This is a genomic window from Nocardia sp. PLKS1-43 (genome assembly GCF_059510335.1).
On the sequence record NZ_JCAJZQ010000002.1, the window covers coordinates 227,691 to 247,475 of the forward strand.

A 19,785-nucleotide genomic window follows, 5' to 3' on the forward strand; every position below is an offset into this window, starting at 1 on the left:
TTCGAAGACCATCTACCCGTACAACGACCGGATCGCCCGATTTTCTCCCGATCGGCCTGAGCGGTCGCTGAGAATCTCTACGCGCCCGGCCGGACCAGTCCGGTCTCGTAGGCCAGAACCACCGCCTGTACCCGGTCGCGCAGACCGAGTTTGGTCAGCACCCGGCCGACGTGGGTTTTCACCGTCGCCTCGGACAGGAACAGCTCCGCGGCGATCTCGGCATTGGAGCGTCCTGCGGCGATCTGCTCGAGCACCTCACGCTCGCGCGCGGTGAGCACATCCAGGACGGCGGCATCGCGAGTACCGGCCGGATCGTCCGCGATGAGCCGGTCCAGCAGGCGTTTGGTCACCTTCGGCGACACCACCGCGTCACCGGCGGCGACGCTGCGGATCGCCGAGATGAGATCCTCGGGCGGGGTGTCCTTGAGCAGGAAGCCGCTCGCGCCCGCGCGCAACGCGCCGAGGGCGTGCTCGTCGAGGTCGAACGTCGTCATGACGAGAACTTTGCTGCCACAACCGGATTCGAGGATCTGCCCGGTGGCGGTGACACCGTCCACCACCGGCATCCGCACATCCATCAGCACCACGTCGGGGGTCAGTTCGCGGGCGCGCCGGACCGCCGCGGCGCCGTTGTCGGCCTCTCCGACGACCGTCAGATCGGGATGCGCCCCCAACACCATTCGCAGTCCGGCTCGCATAAGTTCCTGGTCGTCGACGACTAGCACGGTGATCGGCACGTCACCAATCTACTGTGGCGGCTGCGCCGTCCGGGTCGCGATCGATTCGAGGCGTCGCCGTCCGCCCGCCGCCATCACTCGGCGGTCTCGGGCACGAGCGGAATCGTCGCTCGTACCCGCCAGCCGCCCTCGGGACGCCGCCCGGCCTCGAGCGCACCACCCAGCACCGCGACACGCTCGCGCATACCGACCAGACCGAGACCGCTGCCCGCGATTCCGTTGCGGGCGGCCAGGTCCGGGCCGTCCGCCGCGTTCGCCGCACCCGCCGGCGAGCCGTGACCGAAGTCGGTGACCTCGACCAGGATGTCCGCCTCCCGTCGCAGCACCCGGACCCACGCCTTCGGGGCCGGTCCGGCGTGCCGGAAGGTATTGGTCAGCGATTCCTGCACAACGCGGTGAACGCCCAGGCTGACCTCGGGCGCCACATCGTCGAGTTCGCCTGCCATCTCCAATTCGACCGCGAGCCCGGCCTTGCGCATCATCTGCACCACCTTCGCGAGGCCGGCGGTGCCGTGCTGAGGCAGTTGTTCGGGGGCGTGTTCGGTGCGCAACAGCGCTACCGTGCGGCGCAACTCGCGCAGGGCATCGCGCCCGGTGGCCGCGATCGTTCCCAGGGCCTGTTCGGCGAGCTCGGGATCGCTGCGCAGGGCGAATTTCGCGCCGTCGGCCTGCACGACGATGACGCTCACCGCATGCGCAACGATATCGTGCAGCTCCCGCGCGATGCGGGTCCGTTCGGCCGAAACCGCCTCGTGCGCACCGCGTTCGCGGTCGTAGTCGGCCACCGCCAGGCGAGCTGCCACCTCCGTGTCGTAGGCATGCCTGGCGCCGAGGAATTCGGCGAGCGTCCAGCACAGCGCGTAGAACAGTGTGAGGAACGCGACCGTCATCGGTACCGACTCGTGCAGCAGCAGGTCCGCGAGCACGGCATCCACGACCAGGCCGCCCAGATAGATCAGCCCCTCCCGGCGGCCGACGTACGCGACCAGGGTGTACAGCGCGATGCCGACCGCCACCAGCGCGGCGACCTGCAGATCCTCCCCGGTCAACCGGCTCACCAGGGACGTGAGGATAGCCAGCGCGAGCAGTATCGCGGCACTCGTGCGCGGATATCTGCGCCGGAAGATCACCGGGATCGGCACGAGCACCGCGAACACGAGATGCACGGCCAAATATCGCTTGTGCCCGATGGTCACCAGGTCGACCAGCAGCAGCGCGATCGCCAGCATCGTATCGGCGACGAGCGGTTTCCCCCGAAGCCACAGGCTGAATCGACGCACCGGTCCAGCCTAGGCCGACCGGCAGGTCAGCAGCGCGCTTCGGCGGGGAGTGGGCGCGGGGAGTGGGTCGTGTGCCCGGCCAGCCAGGGAGCCAGGACCCGCGAGGTGGTCTCACGGATCTTGCGTTGCAGGCGTTCGCCGTCCTCGATGGCGTGCCGTCCGGAGAACAGCACCGTCAACGCGCCCGAGACCGCGCCGACCACCGCGCCGACCAGTGCCGCCGCGCCGACCTCGTCGAGTTCCTCGGGAAATGCGGCACGCAGATGCCGGGCGATCTCCTGCTGGGCGACCAATTGCGCGTGCGCGGCGCGGCCGCTCACCGCGGGCACGGTGCGCGAGACCTGCGCGCGCAGCACCGCGATGCGGGCGGCCAGGGTGTCACCGAGATGGTCGCCCGGATTGTCACCGGCGGCGCGCAGCGCGCGCAGCAGCACCTCGACCGGACGTTCGCCGGTACGCCGGGTGGCGATCGCGTGCACGGCGGCCTGCACCCGGTCGTCCGGTTGCGGGAACAGCAACTCCTCTTTGCTCTCGAAATAGTTGAAGAAAGTACGGGTGCCCACCTCGGCTGCCGCGGCGATGTCGGCGACTGTCGTCGCCTCGTAGCCACGGGCCTCGAACATCTCGACGGCAGCCTCGAGGAGGGCGCGGCGGGTGCGTTCCCGCTTGCGGTCACGGAGGGCTGATGGCGGCACGCGGGCAGACAGTACGGCATGCGACAGCGAATTCCGGGCAGGCAGCGTGTCCGCGCGTTGCACCACGCGCCGCGCCGCATCGCGTGCAAACTTGCGGCCGATGCCGCGACGCACGGCGTGTCGCTTTGTGCCGCACCGTATTCCGGAACGCCTCCGAGCATACGGTTGAACGACCGGTTCGCGAGCAATTAGCGTGTGCGAGGTGAGTATCACACCCCGCAGCGTGGACGAACAGTTCCGCACGCTGCCACTGGCCGATCTGGCGGACGCGGCGCTCGCGGCCGCGCGTGCCGCCGGCGCCGACTACGCCGACCTGCGCGTGCACCGGCTCGTGCAGCAGACCATCCGACTGCGCGACGGCCGCGTCGAGGCGATCACCGATTCGACCGATCTGGGCTTCGCGGTCCGCGTGATCGTCGATGGCACCTGGGGTTTCGCCTCGCACGCCGACCTGTCCGCCGATACCGCCGCCGCGGTCGCCCGGCGCGCGGTGACCGTCGCGACGACACTGCGGGCGCTCAATCGCGAACAGGTCGTCCTCGCCGATGAACCCGTGCACCGCGACGCGCAGTGGGTCTCGGACTACGCCATCGACCCGTTCGAGGTGCCGACGCCGGAGAAAACGGCTCTGCTGCTGGACTATTCGGAGCGCCTGTCCGCCGCCGACGGCGTCGACCACGTCACGGCGCAGGTGTTGCAGGTCAAGGAGCAGACGTACTACGCGGATACCGCGGGGTCATCGATCACTCAGCAGCGGGTGCGGGTGTATCCGCTGCTGGAGGCGATCGCGGTCGACCCGACGGCCGGGGCGTTCGAGACGATGCGCACCCTGGCCGCACCGGCCGGGCGCGGCTGGGAGTATCTGACCGGCGAGGACGGCGTCTGGGACTGGGCCGGTGAACTGGCGCGGATCCCGGAGTGGCTGGCCGAGAAGGTGAAAGCCCCCAGCGTGGAGCCGGGGCCCGCCGATCTGGTCATCGACCCGACGAATCTGTGGCTCACCATCCACGAATCCATCGGCCACGCCACCGAGTACGATCGGGCCATCGGCTACGAATCCGCTTACGCGGGAACCTCGTTCGCCACCCCGGACAAGCTGGGCACGCTGCGCTACGGCACGCCGATCATGCACGTCACCGGCGACCGCACCGAACGGTACGGTCTGGCCACGGTCGGGTACGACGACGAGGGCGTGGCCGGGCAGCGCTGGGACCTGATCCGCGACGGCATTCTGGTCGGCTACCAACTGGATCGGGCGTTCGCGCCGCGGCTGGGCCTGGATCGTTCCAACGGCTGCTCGTATGCCGACTCCGCGCATCACGTCCCGATCCAGCGCATGGCCAACGTCTCGTTGCGGCCGGATCCGGTGCACAACACCAGCACCGCGGAACTCATCTCCCGGGTGCAGAACGGCATCTACGTCGTCGGCGACAAGTCGTGGTCGATCGATATGCAGCGCTACAACTTCCAGTTCACCGGACAGCGGTTCTTCCGAATCCGCAACGGGCGCTTGGCAGGTCAGCTGCGCGATGTCGCGTACCAGGCCACCACCACCGATTTCTGGGGTTCGATGGAGGCCGTCGGCGGCCCGTCGACCTGGGTGCTCGGCGGCGCGGCCAACTGCGGTAAGGCCCAGCCCGGCCAGGTCGCGGCGGTGAGCCACGGCTGCCCGTCGGTGCTGGTGCGGGGTGTCAATATTCTCAACACGCGATCGGAGGCGGGGCGGTGAGCGTGCTACACGGCGGAGAGGTCGTCGAGCGGGCGCTGGCCGCCTCGAAGGCGGACGAGGCGATCGTGATCGTCACCGACGCCTCCGAGGCATCGCTGCGCTGGGCCGGAAATTCGATGACCACCAACGGATCCACGACCTCGCGGGAGTGGTCGGTGGTGTCGGTCCTGCGTTCGGGTCCCGGTTCGGCACGTGTCGGCAGCGTGAGCGCGACGAGCGTGGACGCGGCCGATATCGAGGCGGTGGTGCGTGCGAGCGAAGAGGCCGCGCGCTCGGCCGCACCGGCCCGGGACGCGGTGCCGCTGCTCGAACCCGACGCGGTCGGGCGGCACCTGGACCCGGAGTGGGCCGCGGACCCGCCGGCCACCGGTATCGAGGTGTTCACCGGCCTGGCCCGCGATCTGGCCACCGGATTCGACGGCGCGGACCGGCTCTACGGCTTCGCCCATCATCAGCTGCACACCACCTGGCTGGGCACCTCCACCGGAATCCGCCGCCGCTGGACCCAGCCGACCGGATCGGTGGAGATCAACGGAAAGCGCGGCGCGGCATCGGACACCGCGAGCGCCTGGGTGGGAGCGGGCACGCTGGATTTCGCCGATGTCGACACTCCTGGCCTGCTCGCCGAACTCGCGCGGCGACTGGACTGGAACGCCCGCCGCGTCGAGTTGCCCGCCGGACGTTACGAGACGCTGCTGCCGCCGTCCGCGGTCGCGGACCTGCTGATCTACATGGCCTGGGAGATGCAGGGCCGCGGCGCGAACGAGGGGCATACGGCGTTCTCTCGCGCCGGTGGCACCCGAATCGGCGAGCGCCTGACCGATATTCCGCTCACCCTGTACTCCGATCCCAGCGCCAGGGGTCTGGAATACCGGCCCTTCGTGGCGACCGCCTCCTCCTCGGACGCGATGTCGGTATTCGACAACGGCCTTCCGGCGCAGCGCGTGGACTGGGTGCGCGAGGGCGTGATCGACAATCTGGTCTATCCCCGGGCGATCGCCGCGGAATTCGATGCGCCGGTGACGGTTCCGGGCGACAACCTGCTGATGACCGGCGGCTCCGCGGCCACTGTGCCGGAGATGATCGCCGGCACCGGCCGCGGCCTGCTGCTGACCTGTCTGTGGTACATCCGTGAGGTCGACCCGGCCACTCTGCTGCTGACCGGCCTGACCCGCGACGGGGTGTACCTGATCGAGGACGGCGAGATCACCGCCGCGGTGAACAACTTCCGGTTCAACGAGAGTCCGCTGGATCTGTTGCGCCGCACCACAGAAGCCGGGGCTACGGAGATCACCCTGCCGCGCGAATGGAAGGACTGGTTCAGCCGAACGGCCATGCCTGCCTTGCGAATTCCCGATTTCCACATGTCCTCGGTGAGCCGGGCGACCTGACACCGGCGCATCCGGACCGGACGTGGCCGGTGCGCGTGCGGTCGCGATGGCCACACAACCGACGATTGATATGGCAGAATCGCCGCCACACAGTCGAAGCGGGGGCAGCATGACAGACGACAGCGGGGGCCGGGTCTTCGGTCCACTGATCGAGCAGGCCAAGACCGGCTCGGTGTCGCTCGATGTGGAGCCGGAGGCGTTCCTGGCGCTGGATCGGGCTCTGCGACAACGCAAGACCGAGATCCAGGCGATCCAGAAAATCGTCCAGCAGGTGCAGACGCACGAGGTGTGGGGGCTGGGCGAGCAGGCCGACATCCTCACCTCGGCCCGCACGATCGCGCAGCGTTTCCGGGACAAGGGCGGCGGCGGGGCCAACAACGCCTACGACACGCTGCAGGACCACTGGCGGACCGCCGACGAGATGCAGACCCTGTTCCGCACGATCTGTGCTCGGCTACAGCAGACCGACAGCGAGTTCGCCGCGAAACTCCGTGCGGCACAGGCGGCTACGGAGGAGGCGCTGTGACCGCGCGCATGGTTGCGGTACCGGCGGAGGGGACGCCGTGACGACCTACGATCCACCGGGCATCACCGATCCGGAGAACGTCGACGCGCTCACCCATCAGCAGATCTACGACGCGTTCCAGACCGTCACGCAGAGCGCCGGTGACGTCGTCGCGGCCTGGCAGCAGGCCGGAAGTCAGTGGCGCACTTCCACTACCGGCCTGGTCCGAGCCGTTCGCTCGGCGGTGGACGGACATTGGACGGGCGCGTCCGCCGAGGCCGCGGTGAACGCCCTGGTCGATTACGGCAATCAGGCCGGAGAACTGGCGGATCTGTTCGATGCGGCCGGGCAGGCGGTCTCGAATACCGCGCAGGCCGCGCTCACGACCAAGGCGTACATTCCCAAACCCGTTCCGGTGAACGCCGATCAGACCAAGGACCCGTCCGGTTTCGATCGCCAGACCCGCGATGCGAGCAAGGCCCAGGACGACGCCCGCCAGGTGATGCAGCAGCGGTACGTGACGCCGTTCACCGACCAGGACAAGCGCATTCCCACCTTCCCCGCCGCGGTACCGGTCGGGAACGGCGACGCCGCCGCCTCGACGAGCGAGAGCGACTCGCGGGCTCCGGCCACGTCGACGAAACCGGCCGCGTGGCGCAATGGCACGCGGCCGGATTCGACCGCGCCGGCGAGCGTGACCTCGCTGTTGCACGATCTGCCGTTCCCGGCGTCGGTCGACGCGACGATCGGGCGCCTTCTTCAGAATCCGTCTTCGGCTATGCCGCCCAGCGCGGGCGACGTGCTGTTCCAGCAGCCGACGACGAGCCGTCCGGAACGAGCCGACCGGAACGAGGGAACACCGCCGCCCGCGGCCACCCGGCCGGCGAACGTTCCCGCCGCGTCCGCGCCGACCACGCCGTCGTCGGTACGCCCCGACGCCGCGGCGCCCAGCGCGGACGGCGAGCAGCGGGACCCGACGCAGCAGCGCCCGAATTCGGCTCCGCAGCAAGCCGATCCGCAACGGCCGCACAGCACCCCGGAACAGTCGCAACCGGCCGCGGAACAGCCGGCAGCGCCGGCCCGGACCCAGACTCAGGCCACCGGCACGTCGACCGATGCGGTCCGGCCCGGACACGACAGCGCGGCGACGCCGTCCACCGGCGGATCCTCGGCCAACTCCGCTCCCCCGCCGAGTTCGACTCCCGCGCCGAGTGCACCGCCCGCCGGTTCGTCCGGTCCGGTCCCGGGCGGTTCTACGCCGAACCTCGCCGGTCCGGCGCTCGGCTCGGCGGGGTCGATCCCGGCCGTGCCGTCGCCGGTACCGGGTACGCCCGCACCGGCACCCGCCACGCCGATGCCGGCTACGCCGGTGCCCAGCGCACCGACGCCGATGCCGAGCAATCCCGCGCCCGCACCGAATTTCGCGGCCCCGGCCCCGGCTCCGACGCCGAATCCGCCCGTGCCGGGAGCGAACGCGGCGACTCCGGCGCCGAATGTCCAGGTGCCGCCGCCGGGTTCCTCGGCTCCTTCGGCGCCCAAGCCGGTGCCGAGCACGCCCATGCCGGGCGCACACGCACCGGCGGCAGCCCAGGCGACACCCGCTCGCCCGACGGTGGATCCGCTGCCGCCCGATGTCCTCGCCGAGCCGGCCGCGGCCGCGGTCACCGGGGCGGCCACCGCGGAGGTGCTGTCCGAACCCGGCCACCACCACACCGGCGCGGACCATCGGCCACCACGACTACGGGTCAGATACGAGGGCGATCGGGATCGGACGGGCAAGAAGGTCGACCTACGGCACGAATCGCACACCGCGGAGATGGCCGGAAGAGATGAGCACGTCCAGCCGACGATAGGTGAATAATGGCCACTTGGTCGTTCGAGGACGAGGAATTCGCGGCACTGTGGTTCGGGCCCGCGAACGACCGAATGCTCTATCCGCTGCACTATCTGTCCCGATTCGGCCATGTCAACGAGCGCGACACCTACTGGGAGCAGGTCCGGCACAAGTATTCCGAACAGGGCCGGCTGACCTGGAATCAAGCCGACCTGCTGCGGCGGGCGTTCACGGTGCTGACCGATCCGGAGGTGTGGGCCGAGATTCACGGCGTCTCGGATCAGGCCGGGCCGATCCGGGTCGCCGCGGCTCGGCACGACCGGCATGCCGCTCTCGCAATACAATTCACCCGCCGACCGCGCATCGAACTCAGTATCGTGAGTTCGGATCGGCTCTCCGCGGTCCTGGCCGCTGTTCTGCCGAACTGTTCGCCCGGGAGACAGCCCGCTCAGGCGTTCGCCGCCGCCGACCTGTATCCCGAACGTCAGCCGGTGCTGAACTACTCCGGGGAATCGACTCCGCTGCAACGGTATCGGCGCCTGGTCCGGCGTCCTGCGAGTGGGGCGGGGGTGGTCACGGTGTTCCGCGGGCCGCGCAACCGGGGCGGTGAGCAACCCCGCAAGGTGGGTGCGGTGCGCTGGTACGACATTCACGACGACGGCCGCTATATGGAGACCGGCAGTCGCACGGTCACCGTCCAGCCCGCGGATACGCCCGCGATCCAGGCCGCTGTCGGCCGCCTGCTCGATCTAGCGCTGGCCGAGTATCGCGATTACGTCGACGACGTCGGGGAGTACGCACACCGGTAAGTCGGCGAAACCCGCTCTGCCGCAGCGTAAAACAGTTCGCATTCCGGTATGCCGCTCCCGGTCCGATCTGCGATCGGAAGATGATCGCGTAGCCGCGCAAGGAGAACGCGGCGCAGGATCTTCGCGACGACGGGAACGGGCAGACCGAGCTGATCGAAACGGATGCGATTGCGGTGCGTCCCGGCATTCGAAGCAAACCTACTCCCCCACAGCGCATTCCGCGCCGCCGAACGTCCCTCCGTCCGTACGGCCCGGGGCGGACCGCGATCGACCGGCCCACTCCGAGGTAAGGTGCTCTACTCACGGCGCCGAACTCGACGGCATATTCGATCGAAGCCTGCACGCTTGCCGCACCGCGCTGCCGAGCACGATCGCCGACAGCGGCGCCCTGCGCCCGGAGGTTGAGCGATCTCCGGCTCGTTCGATCAGATTGCGTCGTGCGGGTGCAGGCGCACGACAGCCGTCCCCCGCGCCAGCGCCTCCCGTAATTCGGCGCGGTTCACGCTGCCGTCGGCGTCGAGGCTGATCCCGGCGAACCGGCCGTGGACGGGGTTCTGCTCCAGGATGATCCGGTACAGCTCGGCGATCTGCTCCTCGTCGGTGATCACCGCCCAGTCGGCGCGAATGTCCTTTCCGCGCAGTGTGATCCGCACCGGCTCTCCCGCACGGAGGTTGCGCCGCCAGCGGGCCGCGGTGCCGACCAGCAGATCCCCTTCGTACGAGACGTATCCAACCGGGTTGGCGTACTCGCGCCCGGTCTTGCGGCCGACGACGGTGATGATCAGGAGTTTGCCGCTGAAGAGCCGATGCAACCGGGATCGCAGCAGGTAACGGACGGTGGTGTCCCAGGAACGTTGCAGCCGGGACTGGGCCGGCGCACTGGTCGTGGGGGCGGAACCGGACATGGCGAGTACCTCCGAATGAATTAATTCCTGAGTGTATACTCAGAAAATACGACGGGATACGGCATACTGCAAGGGCGAATCGAGTTTCAGGAGGCGATGTGGCACCCGACCGGGCAACTCGCGGCCGTCCACGCACCGGTGTGCGGGAGGCCGTGATCGCCAGCGCCCAGCAGACGCTCGCGGAATCCGGCCTGGCCCGCACGTCCACCAAGGAGATCGCCCGCCGGGCAGGCGTCGCCGAATCGAGCATCTTCTATCACTTCGGCGACCGCATGGGACTGCTGCACGCGGTGATCCAGCACCAGTTGCGACCATTGCGGGACCTCCTCGCGGACCGCCCCGGGACCGACCACAGCCTGCGCGAGGACCTGATCGATCTGCTGACCGCACTCGAAGAGTTCTTCTTCGCCGCCATCCCCGCCATCGCTGCCGTCCAGTCCGACGCCGAACTGCGCGAATCCTACGAAAAGCGCAGCCGCGACATGGATCTGGGCCCGCACCGCGCCCTCGACGCGATTCTCGCGCACCTGTCCCCCCGCGCCGCCGGCACCGACCTGCGCCCCGCGGCCCTTCTGCTGGCGGGTGCGGCACATCAGCGAGCGCTGCAACGTCACCTGAGCCCGCCCGACGCGCTCGCCGACCTGCCCTCCCGCGACGAGATCGCCGATTCCCTTGTGCCGGTGTTCGATTCAGCGCTGCGCGGTTGGTAGCCGGTCGGCGAGTCCGAACACCCGTTCGGCGGTACGGTGGCCGATCGCGATTCGCTGATCGTCGGTGAGCGGAGCGTCGCGCAGGAAGGCGATGGCCGCTACCGGATCCTCGTACGGATAGTCGATCGCGAACATGATCGAGTCCGCACCGACCGCGCGCACGGCGAGTTCGAGCACGTCCGGATCGTCGATCCCGCTGGTGGTGATCACCATGTTGCGGCGGAAGTACTCGCTGGGAATCAGCGACAGCTTCGGCATCGGCGTGGCCGCCCCGGCCGTGCGGGCGGCGAAGGCGTGCCGATTGTCTATTCGCCTGAGCCAGTAGGGAATTCCTTCGCCGAGATGTCCGAGCACGATGGTCAGCCCCGGATAGCGGTCGAGGGTGCCGCTGAGGATGAGCCGCATGGCGTGCAATCCGGCCTCGGCCTGATAACCCCAGATCGCCCCGGACATCCCGTAATCACCGTAGACGGGCATGCTCGGCGCACGGGGATGCAGATAGATCGGCGCATGGTTGGCCTCGGCGGCCGCCAGCAGCGGGGCGAATTCCGGTTCGTCCAGGTATCGCCCGCCGGTGTGCGAGTTGATCATGATGCCGTTGAGCCCGAGCGGGCCCATCACCCGTTCGATCTCCGTTGCCGCGGCCACCGGATCCTGCGGCGTCACCGTGGCCAGGCCACCGAACCGGTCCGGGTGACCTCGCACGATCTCGGCCAGCGCGTCGTTGAATCGGCTCGCCAGCGACACCGCATCGGCCGCCGGAAACGGCTGTGCGCCAGGTGTATTGAGACTCAGCACCGCCATATCCTGTCCGAGCGCGTCCATCTCGCGCAGCCGGGAGCCCAGATCGGTGAGCCGAGCGCGCAGAGCCGGATCGCGTTCCACCGTCCGAAGCAGATCCACCTCCACCGCATCGGCCGGGCCGACATCCAAACCGTGTGCGACACCGAGGAATTCCTCGGTGGACATATGCTCCTCAACCGCGATGACGCGCCCGCTCATGCCCGCCGCCCGCCGTCGACCGACAATGCGATTCCCGTGACGTAGGACGCGGCGTCCGAGCACAGCCAGACCGCCGCGGCCGCGGCCTCCTCCGGCGTGGCCAATCGCCCGAGCGGGGTGCCCGCGGCCTGTCGCGCGATCATGTCGGTACCGGCCGCCACCTGCTCGAACCCGGGCGTAAGGGTCGGGCCCGGACAGACGGCGTTGATCCGGATACCGCGGTCGGCGTAGTCGACCGCGGCGACCTTGGTGAGCCCGACGATCCCGTGTTTGGCCGCGACGTAGGCCGGTGCTGTCGGGATCGCGTAGAGGCCGCCGTTGGAGGCGACGTTCACGATGGCGCCGCCGCCCGCGAGCAGCGGCAGCTCGTACTTCATACACAGGAATGTCCCGGCCAGATTGACGCCGATCACCCGCTGGAATTCGTCCAGGGTCATCTTGTCGAGCCGCCGATGATGCGAGGCCAGCCCGGCATTGTTCACCGCGAAATCCAGGCCGCCGTATGCCGCGACGGTGCGCTCGATCCCGGCTCGCACCGAAGCCTCCTCGGCGATGTCGACGGTGACCGCCAGCGCCTCGCCGCCCTCCGCCCGGATCGTCTCGACGGTCTCGGCCGCCGCGTGCGGGTCGATGTCGAGGACGGCGACCGCGGCCCCGTCACGTGCGAAGGCCACCGCCGCGGCCCGGCCGATCCCGCTGCCCGCGCCGGTGACCAGGCCGGCCTTCCGGGATTCGCCGCTCATGCCAGCGGCTCGTGGTTGGCCCAGGCCACCTTGTACGGGTGCCGCGACTGCCAGCGGTCGATGACCTCGTGCAGACCGGGGTCCGCGAACGCCTTGCCCAGCGTCTCGACATCGGGCAGGGCGACCTGCACGATCGCCGTCGCGATCAGCGCCGGTATGGCTTGCTCGCCGGGAATCGGGATATGCCGCCGCGCCGCGACCGACTCGACGAGCCCGGTGTCCAGCATGCACTGTTCGATATCCGTCAGGTATCGGTCGAGCTCGCCGTCGGGCAATGGCCGATCGAAGGAAACAATCATCGTGTGGTTGATCATGAGGTAATTCTCGGTCGACTACCCGGCGCGCGTCCAAGATCGGTTCGTTATTCGGCGATAACCTGGAGGCATGGTCGAACTGGAAACCCGGGAGCTGGAGTACTTCATCGCGGTCGCCGACGAACTGCATTTCGGCCGGGCCGCGGTGCGGCTGTCGATCGCGCAGCCGGCGTTGTCGAAGGCGATCCGGCGGATCGAGAGCAGGCTCGGTGTTCCGCTGTTCGTGCGCTCGAGCCGCCATGTCGAACTCACCCCGGCCGGTGCGGCGCTGCGCGAGCACGGGCGGCACGCGCTCAATGCGGTCAGTGCCGCGGTGCGCAACGCGCGGCATGCCGGTGATGTCCGGGGTCACCTGCGGCTGGTGCTCAAACCGGGCGGCGATGCCGGGCTGCTGTCCGGAATGCTGGCCGAATACTCCCGTCAGCCGGACGCGCGCCGAGTCGAGATCCTGTTCAGCGGTCCCGTCGATCGCGCCGACTTCCTGCGCGAGGATCGCGCCGACGTCGGCCTGCTCTACGCGCCTTTCGACGACCTGAGCGGCCTGGCCCACGAGATATTGCGCACCGAGGGACGGGTGGTCGTCGTCCCGCGCCGCCATCGCCTCGGCGGCCGGACTTCGGTCCGCATGTCCGATCTGGACGGCGAGACGCTGCCGTACTGGAAAGGGCTCCCCGGCGAGGAGGGCACCGGCCCCGAGGTGTCCGATGTGGTTCAGATGATGCACATGATCTCGGTGAACCGCATGATCGCGATACTTCCCCGCTCACTGGTCGAGAGCACCCCGGCCGATCTGGTCCGCATCCCGGTCTCCGACGCCCCGCCCAGCCACCTCGTGCTCGCCTGGAACGAACTCGACCACCGACCGTCGGTCGAGTCGTTCGTGGCAGCCGCACTCGAAGCCTGCCGCGACGAATCCCGGTTGCGCACCGAAACCGTTGTGTACCAATAGTTTCGAGGAGATGGATACCTGACTCACGCGACCCCGTGCGATGGTCGGTCGCGTCGATTCGCCCCCAGCGTCGGCTTGTCCGCAGACGGAAAGCTCTATATCGCAGTCGATTCCAGTTCGACGGCACGAACCGAGCGAAGGGCCGACCGGCCGGAGACGTCGCTGCCGACGCTGCGGTGGCGCTTGAATGCAGCGCAACCCGCCCGTCGGCGGCGTTCAGCGTGAACGGCCCGCCCTTGTTCAGGCCGACTCGGCCAGGGCGGCAGCCTGCCAGACGTCGGCCAGATCCTGCAGAGGGACGTCCAGGGCCCGGCTCAGGCCGACGACGGTGCCGAAGGCGGGGCTGGGCAGTCGGCCGGATTCGATCTTGCGAAGTGTTTCCGGTGAGATTCCGGCGGACCGTGCGATATCGCCGAGATCCCGGCCCGCGCGTGCCGAGCGCAGGCAAGCGCCCAGGCGGCGGCCTGCCTCGATCTGGGCCGGGGTGAGCGGGAGACGGACCATCCGCACAGACTACCGAGCGGTATACAAATACCGCAAGCAGGTTGGTATACAAATACCGATTGCAGTACGGTGGTATTTAAATACCCCCGAGGAGGTACCCGTGGTCGAGCTGAAGACGCCCGACGAGATCGAGAAAATGCGCGTGACCGGACAGTTCGTCGCCCAGATCCTGGCCGAACTGCGCGAGCGCGCACAGGTGGGCGTGAATCTGCTCGACCTCGAACTTCATGTGCGGCAACGCATTCGGGAGCGCGGCGCGAAGTCGTGCTACTGGGACTATGCACCGTCCTTCGGCCGCGGCCCGTTCCGCAACACCGTCTGCCTGTCGGTGAACGACGCTGTGCTGCACGGACTTCCGTTCGACTATGTGCTGCGCGACGGCGACGTCCTGACCATGGACCTGGCCGTCGAGGTCGACGGCTGGGCGGCCGACTCGGCCGTCACGGTGATCGTCGGCACTCCCGCGGAGGCCGACCAGCGGCTCGTCGCCGCCACCGAGGAGGCGCTCGCGGCCGCCATCGAGGTGGCCGTGCCGGGCAATCGGGTCGGCGACATCTCCGCCGCGATCGCCGCCGTCGCCCGTGCGCACGGATACCCGATCAACACCCAATTCGGCGGGCACGGCATCGGCCGGACCATGCACGAGGATCTGCACATCCCGAACGACGGCCGGGCCGGACGCGGATTCACCCTGCGCCGCGGACTCACCATCGCCATCGAACCGTGGTTCGCGGCCACCACCGACCGCATCGTCGTCGATCCCGACGGCTGGACGTTGCGCTCGGCCGATGGCTCACGCACCGCCCACAGCGAGCACACCATCGCCGTCACCGATGAGGGACCGAGGATCCTCACCCTCGCCGCCTGAAACCGGGATGCGCCCGCCGAACCGGTTGCCGGGGAGAGCGTTCGGACATACCTCGGGCCGGTCGAGCGGGCGGCAGCGATCGACGCCGCTCACGCACCGTCGTGCTCCCCTCTCCGGACACGCGCACCGGCAGTGCCGGCCGCGCGGCGACAGCGATAGGCTGCACGCGTGGAGAACCCCTTCGGCGCGGTCGGCACCGCGAATTACGTGTTGCTGACCAGCTTTCGCAAGAACGGCACCCCGGTCGGCACGCCGCTGTGGGCCGCTCTGGACGACGGCAAGCTGTACGTCTGGACCGTCACCGACAGCTGGAAGGTCAAGCGGATCCGCCGCAATCCCGCAGTCACACTGCAACCCTGCACCGTCTCCGGCACTCCGCGCGGAGCGGTCGTCAAGGGCACCGCGCGCATCCTCGACGACGCCGGTAGCGATCGGGTGCGGCGAATGATCAAGCGCAAGTACTCGATTCAGGGCTGGCTGGTGGTGGCCGGCAGCCAGTTGCGTCGCGGACGGAAGGGCACCATCGGCATAGAGATCACCGCCGACGCCTGACTCACCCGCTCGCGACGGGGCCGCCGCTATCGGCCCGCGGGGTGATCGACAGCCCGACCGAGCCGTCGCTCCCCTTGATCAGTTTGTGCCCGCGGATGAGGAGCGTGCCGATCACGCCATACTTGTGGCCGACGATCCCCCGAACCCGCTCGGTCCCCGGCGCGTCGAGCACCTCGGCCGTACCCGTCAGCACCTCCTCGGAGGTGACGCGACCACGGCTGTCGCACGATTGCAGCCGGACCTGCGGATTACGGCGGATCCGCTGCACCTTCCACGACGAGCCGTAGGTCCACACCACGATCCGGTCGCCGTCCGGCGCCACCCACACGGGCGCACCCACCCCGGTGCCGTCCTTCTTGTAGCTCGTGAGCAGCGCGTACTTACCGTTCGCCAGTTCGTCCCAGGTCATGGCACAACGCTAGGCCGGGGCCCGCCGCACACACATCCGTCCGTGGTCGGACCCGGCAGTACGCCCACGGGTGTACCCGCTACTCGAGTTCACCCTCGGTCTCCAGGTACACCTGCCGCAACCTGTCCAGAGTCTCCTGTTCGGGCTGCTCCCACAGCTTGCGCTCGGCCGCCTCGAGCAGGCGTTCGGCGATGCCGTGCAACGCCCACGGATTCGACTGCTCCATGAACTTGCGGTTGGTCTCGTCGAATACGTAACTCTCCGAGAGCTTTTCGTACATCCAGTCGGCCACCACATTGGTCGTGGCGTCGTAACCGAACAGATAGTCCACGGTGGCGGCCATCTCGAACGCGCCCTTGTACCCGTGCCGGCGCATCGCCTCGAGCCAGCGCGGATTCACCACGCGCGCCCGGAAGACCCGCGCGGTCTCCTCGGACAGGGTGCGGGTGCGCACCGCGTCGGGGCGGGTGCTGTCGCCGATGTACGCCTCGGGATCGGCGCCGGTGAGCGCGCGTACCGCGGCCACCATGCCGCCGTGGTACTGGAAGTAATCGTCCGAGTCGGCGATGTCGTGCTCGCGAGTGTCGGTGTTCTTGGCGGCGACGGCGATTCGCCGGTAGGCGGCGCGCATATCGTCCGCGGCGGGTGCGCCGTCCAAATCGCGCCCGTACGCGAAACCACCCCACGCGGTGTACACCTGCGCCAGATCGTCGTCGGTGCGCCAGTTGCCCGAATCGATCAGCTGGAGCAGGCCCGCACCGTAGGTCCCGGGTTTGGAACCGAAAATGCGTGTGGTGGAACGACGTTCGTCGCCGTGCTCGGCCAGGTCGGCCCGGCTGTGCGCGCGCACGTAGTTCAGCCGATCCGGCTCGTCCAGGTTCGCGACCAGCCGCACGGCGTCGTCGAGCATGGCCAGGACGTGCGGGAAGGCGTCGCGGAAGAAGCCGCTGATCCGGACGGTCACATCGATGCGCGGGCGACCCAGTTCGTCCTGCGGGATCACCTCCAACGTGGTGACCCGCCGGCTGGCCTCGTCCCAGACCGGCCGCACCCCCAGCAGCGCCAGCACCTCGGCGATGTCGTCACCGGAGGTCCGCATGGCGGAGGTGCCCCACACCGACAGCCCGACCGAACGCGGGTAGTCGCCGTGGTCGGCCAGATACCGTTCGAGCAGCGACTCGGCCATGGCCTGACCGGTCTCCCAGGCGAGCCGGGAGGGCACCGCCTTGGGGTCGACCGAGTAGAAGTTGCGGCCCGTCGGCAGGACGTTGATCAGCCCGCGCAGTGGCGATCCGCTGGGCCCGGCCGGAATGAACCCGCCGTTCAGCGCGTGCAGAATGCGCGCGATCTCCACCCCGGTCTGCCGCAGGCGCGGCACCACCTCGGTCGCGGCGAAGCCGAGCACCCGGCGCACCGCGTCCAGGCGTTCGGGATCGGCACCGGAATCGGCGAGCAGACGCTCGGTGAGCGCATCGATCTCCGTGACCGCCCAGTCCGTCTCCTGCATGGCCGAGACGAGTTCGCGCGCCCGCCGCTCGAAGGCATCGACGCGTTCGCGCGATTCGTCCCCGGATTCGCTGAGCCCCAACGCTTCTCGCAGGCCCGGCACATGATCCTCACCGCTCCACAGCTGCCGGGCGCGCAACATGGCCAGCACCAGATCGACCTCGGCCGCACCGCTGGGCGCCCGGCCCAGCACGTGCAGGCCGTCGCGGATCTGCACATCCTTGATCTCGCACAGCCAGCCGTCGACGTGCAGCAGCATATCGTCGAAGGATTCCTCGTCCGGGCGCTCGGTCAGGCCCAGGTCGTGATCCATCTCCGCGGCGCGCATGAGGGTCCAGATCTGCTGGCGGATGGCGGGCAGTTTGGCCGGATCCAGCGCCGAGATGTTGGCGTGTTCGTCCAGCAACTGCTCGAGCCGGGAGATGTCGCCATAGGTCTCCGCCCGCGCCATCGGCGGAATCAGGTGATCGACCAGGGTGGCGTGGGCGCGGCGCTTGGCCTGGGTGCCCTCGCCGGGATCGTTCACCAGGAACGGATAGATCAGCGGCAGATCGCCCAGTGCGGCGTCGGTTCCGCACGCCGCGGACATGCCGAGCGTCTTGCCGGGCAACCATTCCAGGTTGCCGTGTTTGCCCAGATGGATCATCGCGTCGGCGGCGAAACCGTCCGGTGCGGCGAGCCAGCGGTAGGCGGCCAGGTAGTGGTGGCTCGGCGGCAGATCCGGATCGTGGTAGATCGCGACCGGATTCTCGCCGAAACCGCGCGGCGGCTGCACCATGAGCACCACATTGCCGAAACGCAGTGCGGCGATGACGATTTCGCCGCGCGGATCGGCCGACCGGTCGACGTACATCTCCCCCGGCGGCGGACCCCACGCCTGCACGACCGCCTCGCGCAACGCCGCGGGCAGGGTCTGGAACCAGGCGGTGTAGGCCGCCGCGCCGATCCGAATCGGGTTGCCCTCCAGCTGTTCCGCGGTGAGCCAGTCCGGGTCCTGACCGCCCGCCGCGATGAGGGCGTGGATGAGCGCGTCGCCGTCGGACTGCTCGAGGCCCGGGATCTCGCCCGGCTCGCCCAGATCATAACCGGCCGAACGCATCTCGCTCAGCAGCTCGATGGCGCTGGCCGGAGTGTCCAGGCCGACGGCGTTGCCGATGCGGGCATGTTTGGTCGGATAGGCCGACAGCACGATCGCGATTCGCTTGTCCGAGGCCGGAATATGCCGCAGCCGCGCGTACCGCACCGCGATCCCGGCCACCCGCGCGGCGCGTTCGGCATCCGGAACGTACGCCGACAGGCCCTCCTCGTCGAACTCCTTGAACGAGAAGGGAACCGTGATGATGCGACCGTCGAATTCGGGCACGGCCACCTGGGTGGCCACGTCCAGCGGCGAGAGGCCCTCATCGCTGTCGGCCCACTGCTCGCGCCCGGTGGTCAGGCACAGGCCCTGCAGAATGGGCACGTCCAGATCGGCGAGTGCGCCGATGTCCCAGGCCTCGTCGTCACCCCCGGCCGACGCGGTGGCCGGTTTGGTGCCGCCCGCGGCCAGCACCGTCACCACCAGGGCGTCGGCGGCGCGCAACGTGGCGATCAGCTCCGGTTCCGCGGTGCGCAGCGACGCGCAGTACAGCGGCAGCGGACGCGCCCCGGCCGCCTCGATCGCGGCGCACAGGGCCTCGACGTAGGCGGTGTTCCCGGCCAGATGCTGGGCGCGGTAGTACAGCACCGCGACCGTGGGCCCCGCGACATCCGCCCGCGCGGTCCGCTCGAGTTCGCCCCAGTTCGGCAGGTGCACCGGTGGCTCGAAGCCGTATCCGGTGAGCAGCACGGTGTCGGACAGGAAATTGTGCAGCTGCAGCAGATTCCCCGGACCACCCGCGGCCAGATAGTTGTGCGCGTCCGCGGCGACGCCGCCGGGCACGGTCGAGCACTCCATCAACTCGGCGTCCGGCGCCATCTCCCCGCCGAGCGCGACCAGCGGGACGCGGCTCGCGCGCACCGCTTCCAGGCCCTGCTCCCATGCCCGGCGTCCGCCGAGGATGCGCACCACCACCAGATCCGCACCCGCCAGCAGGGCGGGCAGATCGTCGGGCAGCAGTCGCGCCGGATTGCCGAGCCGGTAGTCGGCGCCGCTGGCCCGGGCGGACAGCAGGTCGGTGTCGGAGGTGGACAGCAGCAGGATCACGATCGGCCTTTCCTCGGGTGACGCGCCCATCAGGGTTTCGTGCCCGCCGGGAGGGTCTGACTGTCACAGTGGCGCGACCGCACCGGAATTGCACCGGTTTCCTCGGGGACAGGCGAGCACCCGGGATGCTACCGCGCCGCTCCGACACCCCCGCTCAG

Annotated in this window: 19 protein-coding genes; 9 read left to right on the forward strand and 10 right to left on the reverse strand. The window is 69.2% G+C overall.

Annotated elements, in window-relative coordinates; all coding sequences use genetic code 11:
• Positions 1 to 77 precede the first annotated feature (77 nt).
• The 3 genes from AC5WS7_RS08990 to AC5WS7_RS09000 form a co-directional block, all read right to left on the reverse strand.
• Complete coding sequence (locus tag AC5WS7_RS08990; RefSeq protein WP_495953948.1) at positions 78 to 737, reverse strand: response regulator; 660 nt, start codon at positions 735 to 737, stop codon at positions 78 to 80.
• Positions 738 to 811: 74 nt separating this feature from the next.
• A complete protein-coding gene (locus tag AC5WS7_RS08995; RefSeq protein WP_495953949.1) occupies positions 812 to 2,017 on the reverse strand; it encodes a sensor histidine kinase in 1,206 nt (401 codons plus the stop codon).
• Between the two features lie 26 nt (positions 2,018 to 2,043).
• The gene (locus tag AC5WS7_RS09000) at positions 2,044 to 2,712 is read right to left on the reverse strand and encodes a TetR/AcrR family transcriptional regulator (RefSeq protein WP_495953950.1); all 669 of its coding nucleotides are present in this window, start codon (positions 2,710 to 2,712) and stop codon (positions 2,044 to 2,046) included.
• Between the two features lie 202 nt (positions 2,713 to 2,914).
• Between AC5WS7_RS09000 and AC5WS7_RS09005 the strand changes: the two genes are divergently transcribed.
• The 5 genes from AC5WS7_RS09005 (at position 2,915) to AC5WS7_RS09025 (ending at position 8,980) form a co-directional block, all read left to right on the forward strand.
• Positions 2,915 to 4,441 (forward strand): TldD/PmbA family protein, encoded by a 1,527-nt coding sequence (locus AC5WS7_RS09005; RefSeq protein ID WP_495953951.1) that lies wholly within the window; start codon positions 2,915 to 2,917, stop codon positions 4,439 to 4,441.
• Between the two features lie 2 nt (positions 4,442 to 4,443).
• On the forward strand, positions 4,444 to 5,832 hold the full coding sequence (locus tag AC5WS7_RS09010) for a metallopeptidase TldD-related protein (protein ID WP_495954512.1): 1,389 nt from the start codon (positions 4,444 to 4,446) through the stop codon (positions 5,830 to 5,832).
• A gap of 109 nt (positions 5,833 to 5,941) precedes the next feature.
• Positions 5,942 to 6,358, forward strand: a complete 417-nt coding sequence (locus AC5WS7_RS09015) for a hypothetical protein (protein ID WP_495953952.1) — start codon at positions 5,942 to 5,944, stop codon at positions 6,356 to 6,358.
• Positions 6,359 to 6,395: 37 nt separating this feature from the next.
• Positions 6,396 to 8,198: a hypothetical protein gene (locus AC5WS7_RS09020; protein WP_495953953.1), complete on the forward strand. Its 1,803-nt coding sequence runs from the start codon at positions 6,396 to 6,398 to the stop codon at positions 8,196 to 8,198.
• Positions 8,198 to 8,980 carry an ESX secretion-associated protein EspG gene (locus tag AC5WS7_RS09025; RefSeq protein ID WP_495953954.1) on the forward strand — a complete coding sequence of 261 codons (783 nt, stop codon included), beginning with the start codon at positions 8,198 to 8,200 and terminating at the stop codon, positions 8,978 to 8,980. The genes AC5WS7_RS09020 and AC5WS7_RS09025 overlap by 1 nt, the downstream gene beginning before the upstream one ends.
• Before the next feature lie 425 nt (positions 8,981 to 9,405).
• Here the strand turns inward: AC5WS7_RS09025 and AC5WS7_RS09030 are convergent, their stop codons facing one another.
• On the reverse strand, positions 9,406 to 9,885 hold the full coding sequence (locus AC5WS7_RS09030; protein ID WP_495953955.1) for a nitroreductase/quinone reductase family protein: 480 nt from the start codon (positions 9,883 to 9,885) through the stop codon (positions 9,406 to 9,408).
• Positions 9,886 to 9,983: 98 nt separating this feature from the next.
• Between AC5WS7_RS09030 and AC5WS7_RS09035 the strand changes: the two genes are divergently transcribed.
• Positions 9,984 to 10,595: a TetR/AcrR family transcriptional regulator gene (locus AC5WS7_RS09035; protein WP_495953956.1), complete on the forward strand. Its 612-nt coding sequence runs from the start codon at positions 9,984 to 9,986 to the stop codon at positions 10,593 to 10,595.
• Here the strand turns inward: AC5WS7_RS09035 and AC5WS7_RS09040 are convergent.
• From AC5WS7_RS09040 to AC5WS7_RS09050, 3 genes are read right to left on the reverse strand one after another with little or no spacing between them, the layout of a single operon-like run.
• The gene (locus tag AC5WS7_RS09040) at positions 10,575 to 11,564 is read right to left on the reverse strand and encodes an amidohydrolase family protein (RefSeq protein ID WP_495953957.1); all 990 of its coding nucleotides are present in this window, start codon (positions 11,562 to 11,564) and stop codon (positions 10,575 to 10,577) included. The two genes, AC5WS7_RS09035 and AC5WS7_RS09040, sit on opposite strands and share 21 nt — an antisense overlap.
• A gap of 29 nt (positions 11,565 to 11,593) precedes the next feature.
• Positions 11,594 to 12,340, reverse strand: a complete 747-nt coding sequence (locus AC5WS7_RS09045; protein ID WP_495953958.1) for an SDR family NAD(P)-dependent oxidoreductase — start codon at positions 12,338 to 12,340, stop codon at positions 11,594 to 11,596.
• Positions 12,337 to 12,654, reverse strand: coding sequence for a hypothetical protein (locus tag AC5WS7_RS09050; RefSeq protein ID WP_495953959.1), 318 nt, complete (start codon positions 12,652 to 12,654; stop codon positions 12,337 to 12,339). The genes AC5WS7_RS09045 and AC5WS7_RS09050 overlap by 4 nt, the downstream gene beginning before the upstream one ends.
• A gap of 70 nt (positions 12,655 to 12,724) precedes the next feature.
• On the opposite strand from AC5WS7_RS09050, the gene AC5WS7_RS09055 reads away from it, so the two are divergent.
• On the forward strand, positions 12,725 to 13,603 hold the full coding sequence (locus tag AC5WS7_RS09055; protein ID WP_495953960.1) for a LysR family transcriptional regulator: 879 nt from the start codon (positions 12,725 to 12,727) through the stop codon (positions 13,601 to 13,603).
• A 240-nt stretch (positions 13,604 to 13,843) separates the two neighbouring features.
• Here the strand turns inward: AC5WS7_RS09055 and AC5WS7_RS09060 are convergent, their stop codons facing one another.
• Positions 13,844 to 14,107, reverse strand: coding sequence for a helix-turn-helix transcriptional regulator (locus AC5WS7_RS09060; protein ID WP_495953961.1), 264 nt, complete (start codon positions 14,105 to 14,107; stop codon positions 13,844 to 13,846).
• A gap of 100 nt (positions 14,108 to 14,207) precedes the next feature.
• Here AC5WS7_RS09060 and map point away from each other — a divergent pair, with 100 nt between their 5' ends.
• Together map and AC5WS7_RS09070 are read left to right on the forward strand one after the other, a co-directional pair.
• Complete coding sequence (map, locus tag AC5WS7_RS09065) at positions 14,208 to 14,975, forward strand: type I methionyl aminopeptidase (RefSeq protein WP_495953962.1); 768 nt, start codon at positions 14,208 to 14,210, stop codon at positions 14,973 to 14,975.
• 168 nt (positions 14,976 to 15,143) lie between these two features.
• Positions 15,144 to 15,527 carry a PPOX class F420-dependent oxidoreductase gene (locus tag AC5WS7_RS09070; protein ID WP_495953963.1) on the forward strand — a complete coding sequence of 128 codons (384 nt, stop codon included), beginning with the start codon at positions 15,144 to 15,146 and terminating at the stop codon, positions 15,525 to 15,527.
• A 1-nt stretch (position 15,528) separates the two neighbouring features.
• Here the strand turns inward: AC5WS7_RS09070 and AC5WS7_RS09075 are convergent, their stop codons facing one another.
• Both AC5WS7_RS09075 and cobN read right to left on the reverse strand, forming a co-directional pair.
• A complete protein-coding gene (locus AC5WS7_RS09075; protein ID WP_495953964.1) occupies positions 15,529 to 15,936 on the reverse strand; it encodes a PPOX class F420-dependent oxidoreductase in 408 nt (135 codons plus the stop codon).
• 79 nt (positions 15,937 to 16,015) lie between these two features.
• Positions 16,016 to 19,627: a cobaltochelatase subunit CobN gene (gene cobN / locus AC5WS7_RS09080; RefSeq protein ID WP_495954513.1), complete on the reverse strand. Its 3,612-nt coding sequence runs from the start codon at positions 19,625 to 19,627 to the stop codon at positions 16,016 to 16,018.
• Positions 19,628 to 19,785: the final 158 nt, after the last annotated feature.

Bases quoted from the DNA above. Each gene is read 5' to 3' on its own strand.
- AC5WS7_RS09015 (WP_495953952.1), top strand. From the start codon at position 5,942: ATGACAGACGACAGCGGGGGCCGGGTCTTCGGTCCACTGATCGAGCAG.
- AC5WS7_RS09025 (WP_495953954.1), top strand. From the start codon at position 8,198: ATGGCCACTTGGTCGTTCGAGGACGAGGAATTCGCGGCACTGTGGTTC.
- AC5WS7_RS09030 (WP_495953955.1), bottom strand. From the start codon at position 9,885: ATGTCCGGTTCCGCCCCCACGACCAGTGCGCCGGCCCAGTCCCGGCTG.
- AC5WS7_RS09040 (WP_495953957.1), bottom strand. From the start codon at position 11,564: ATGTCCACCGAGGAATTCCTCGGTGTCGCACACGGTTTGGATGTCGGC.
- AC5WS7_RS09045 (WP_495953958.1), bottom strand. From the start codon at position 12,340: ATGAGCGGCGAATCCCGGAAGGCCGGCCTGGTCACCGGCGCGGGCAGC.
- AC5WS7_RS09050 (WP_495953959.1), bottom strand. From the start codon at position 12,654: ATGATCAACCACACGATGATTGTTTCCTTCGATCGGCCATTGCCCGAC.
- AC5WS7_RS09055 (WP_495953960.1), top strand. From the start codon at position 12,725: ATGGTCGAACTGGAAACCCGGGAGCTGGAGTACTTCATCGCGGTCGCC.
- AC5WS7_RS09060 (WP_495953961.1), bottom strand. From the start codon at position 14,107: ATGGTCCGTCTCCCGCTCACCCCGGCCCAGATCGAGGCAGGCCGCCGC.
- AC5WS7_RS09075 (WP_495953964.1), bottom strand. From the start codon at position 15,936: ATGACCTGGGACGAACTGGCGAACGGTAAGTACGCGCTGCTCACGAGC.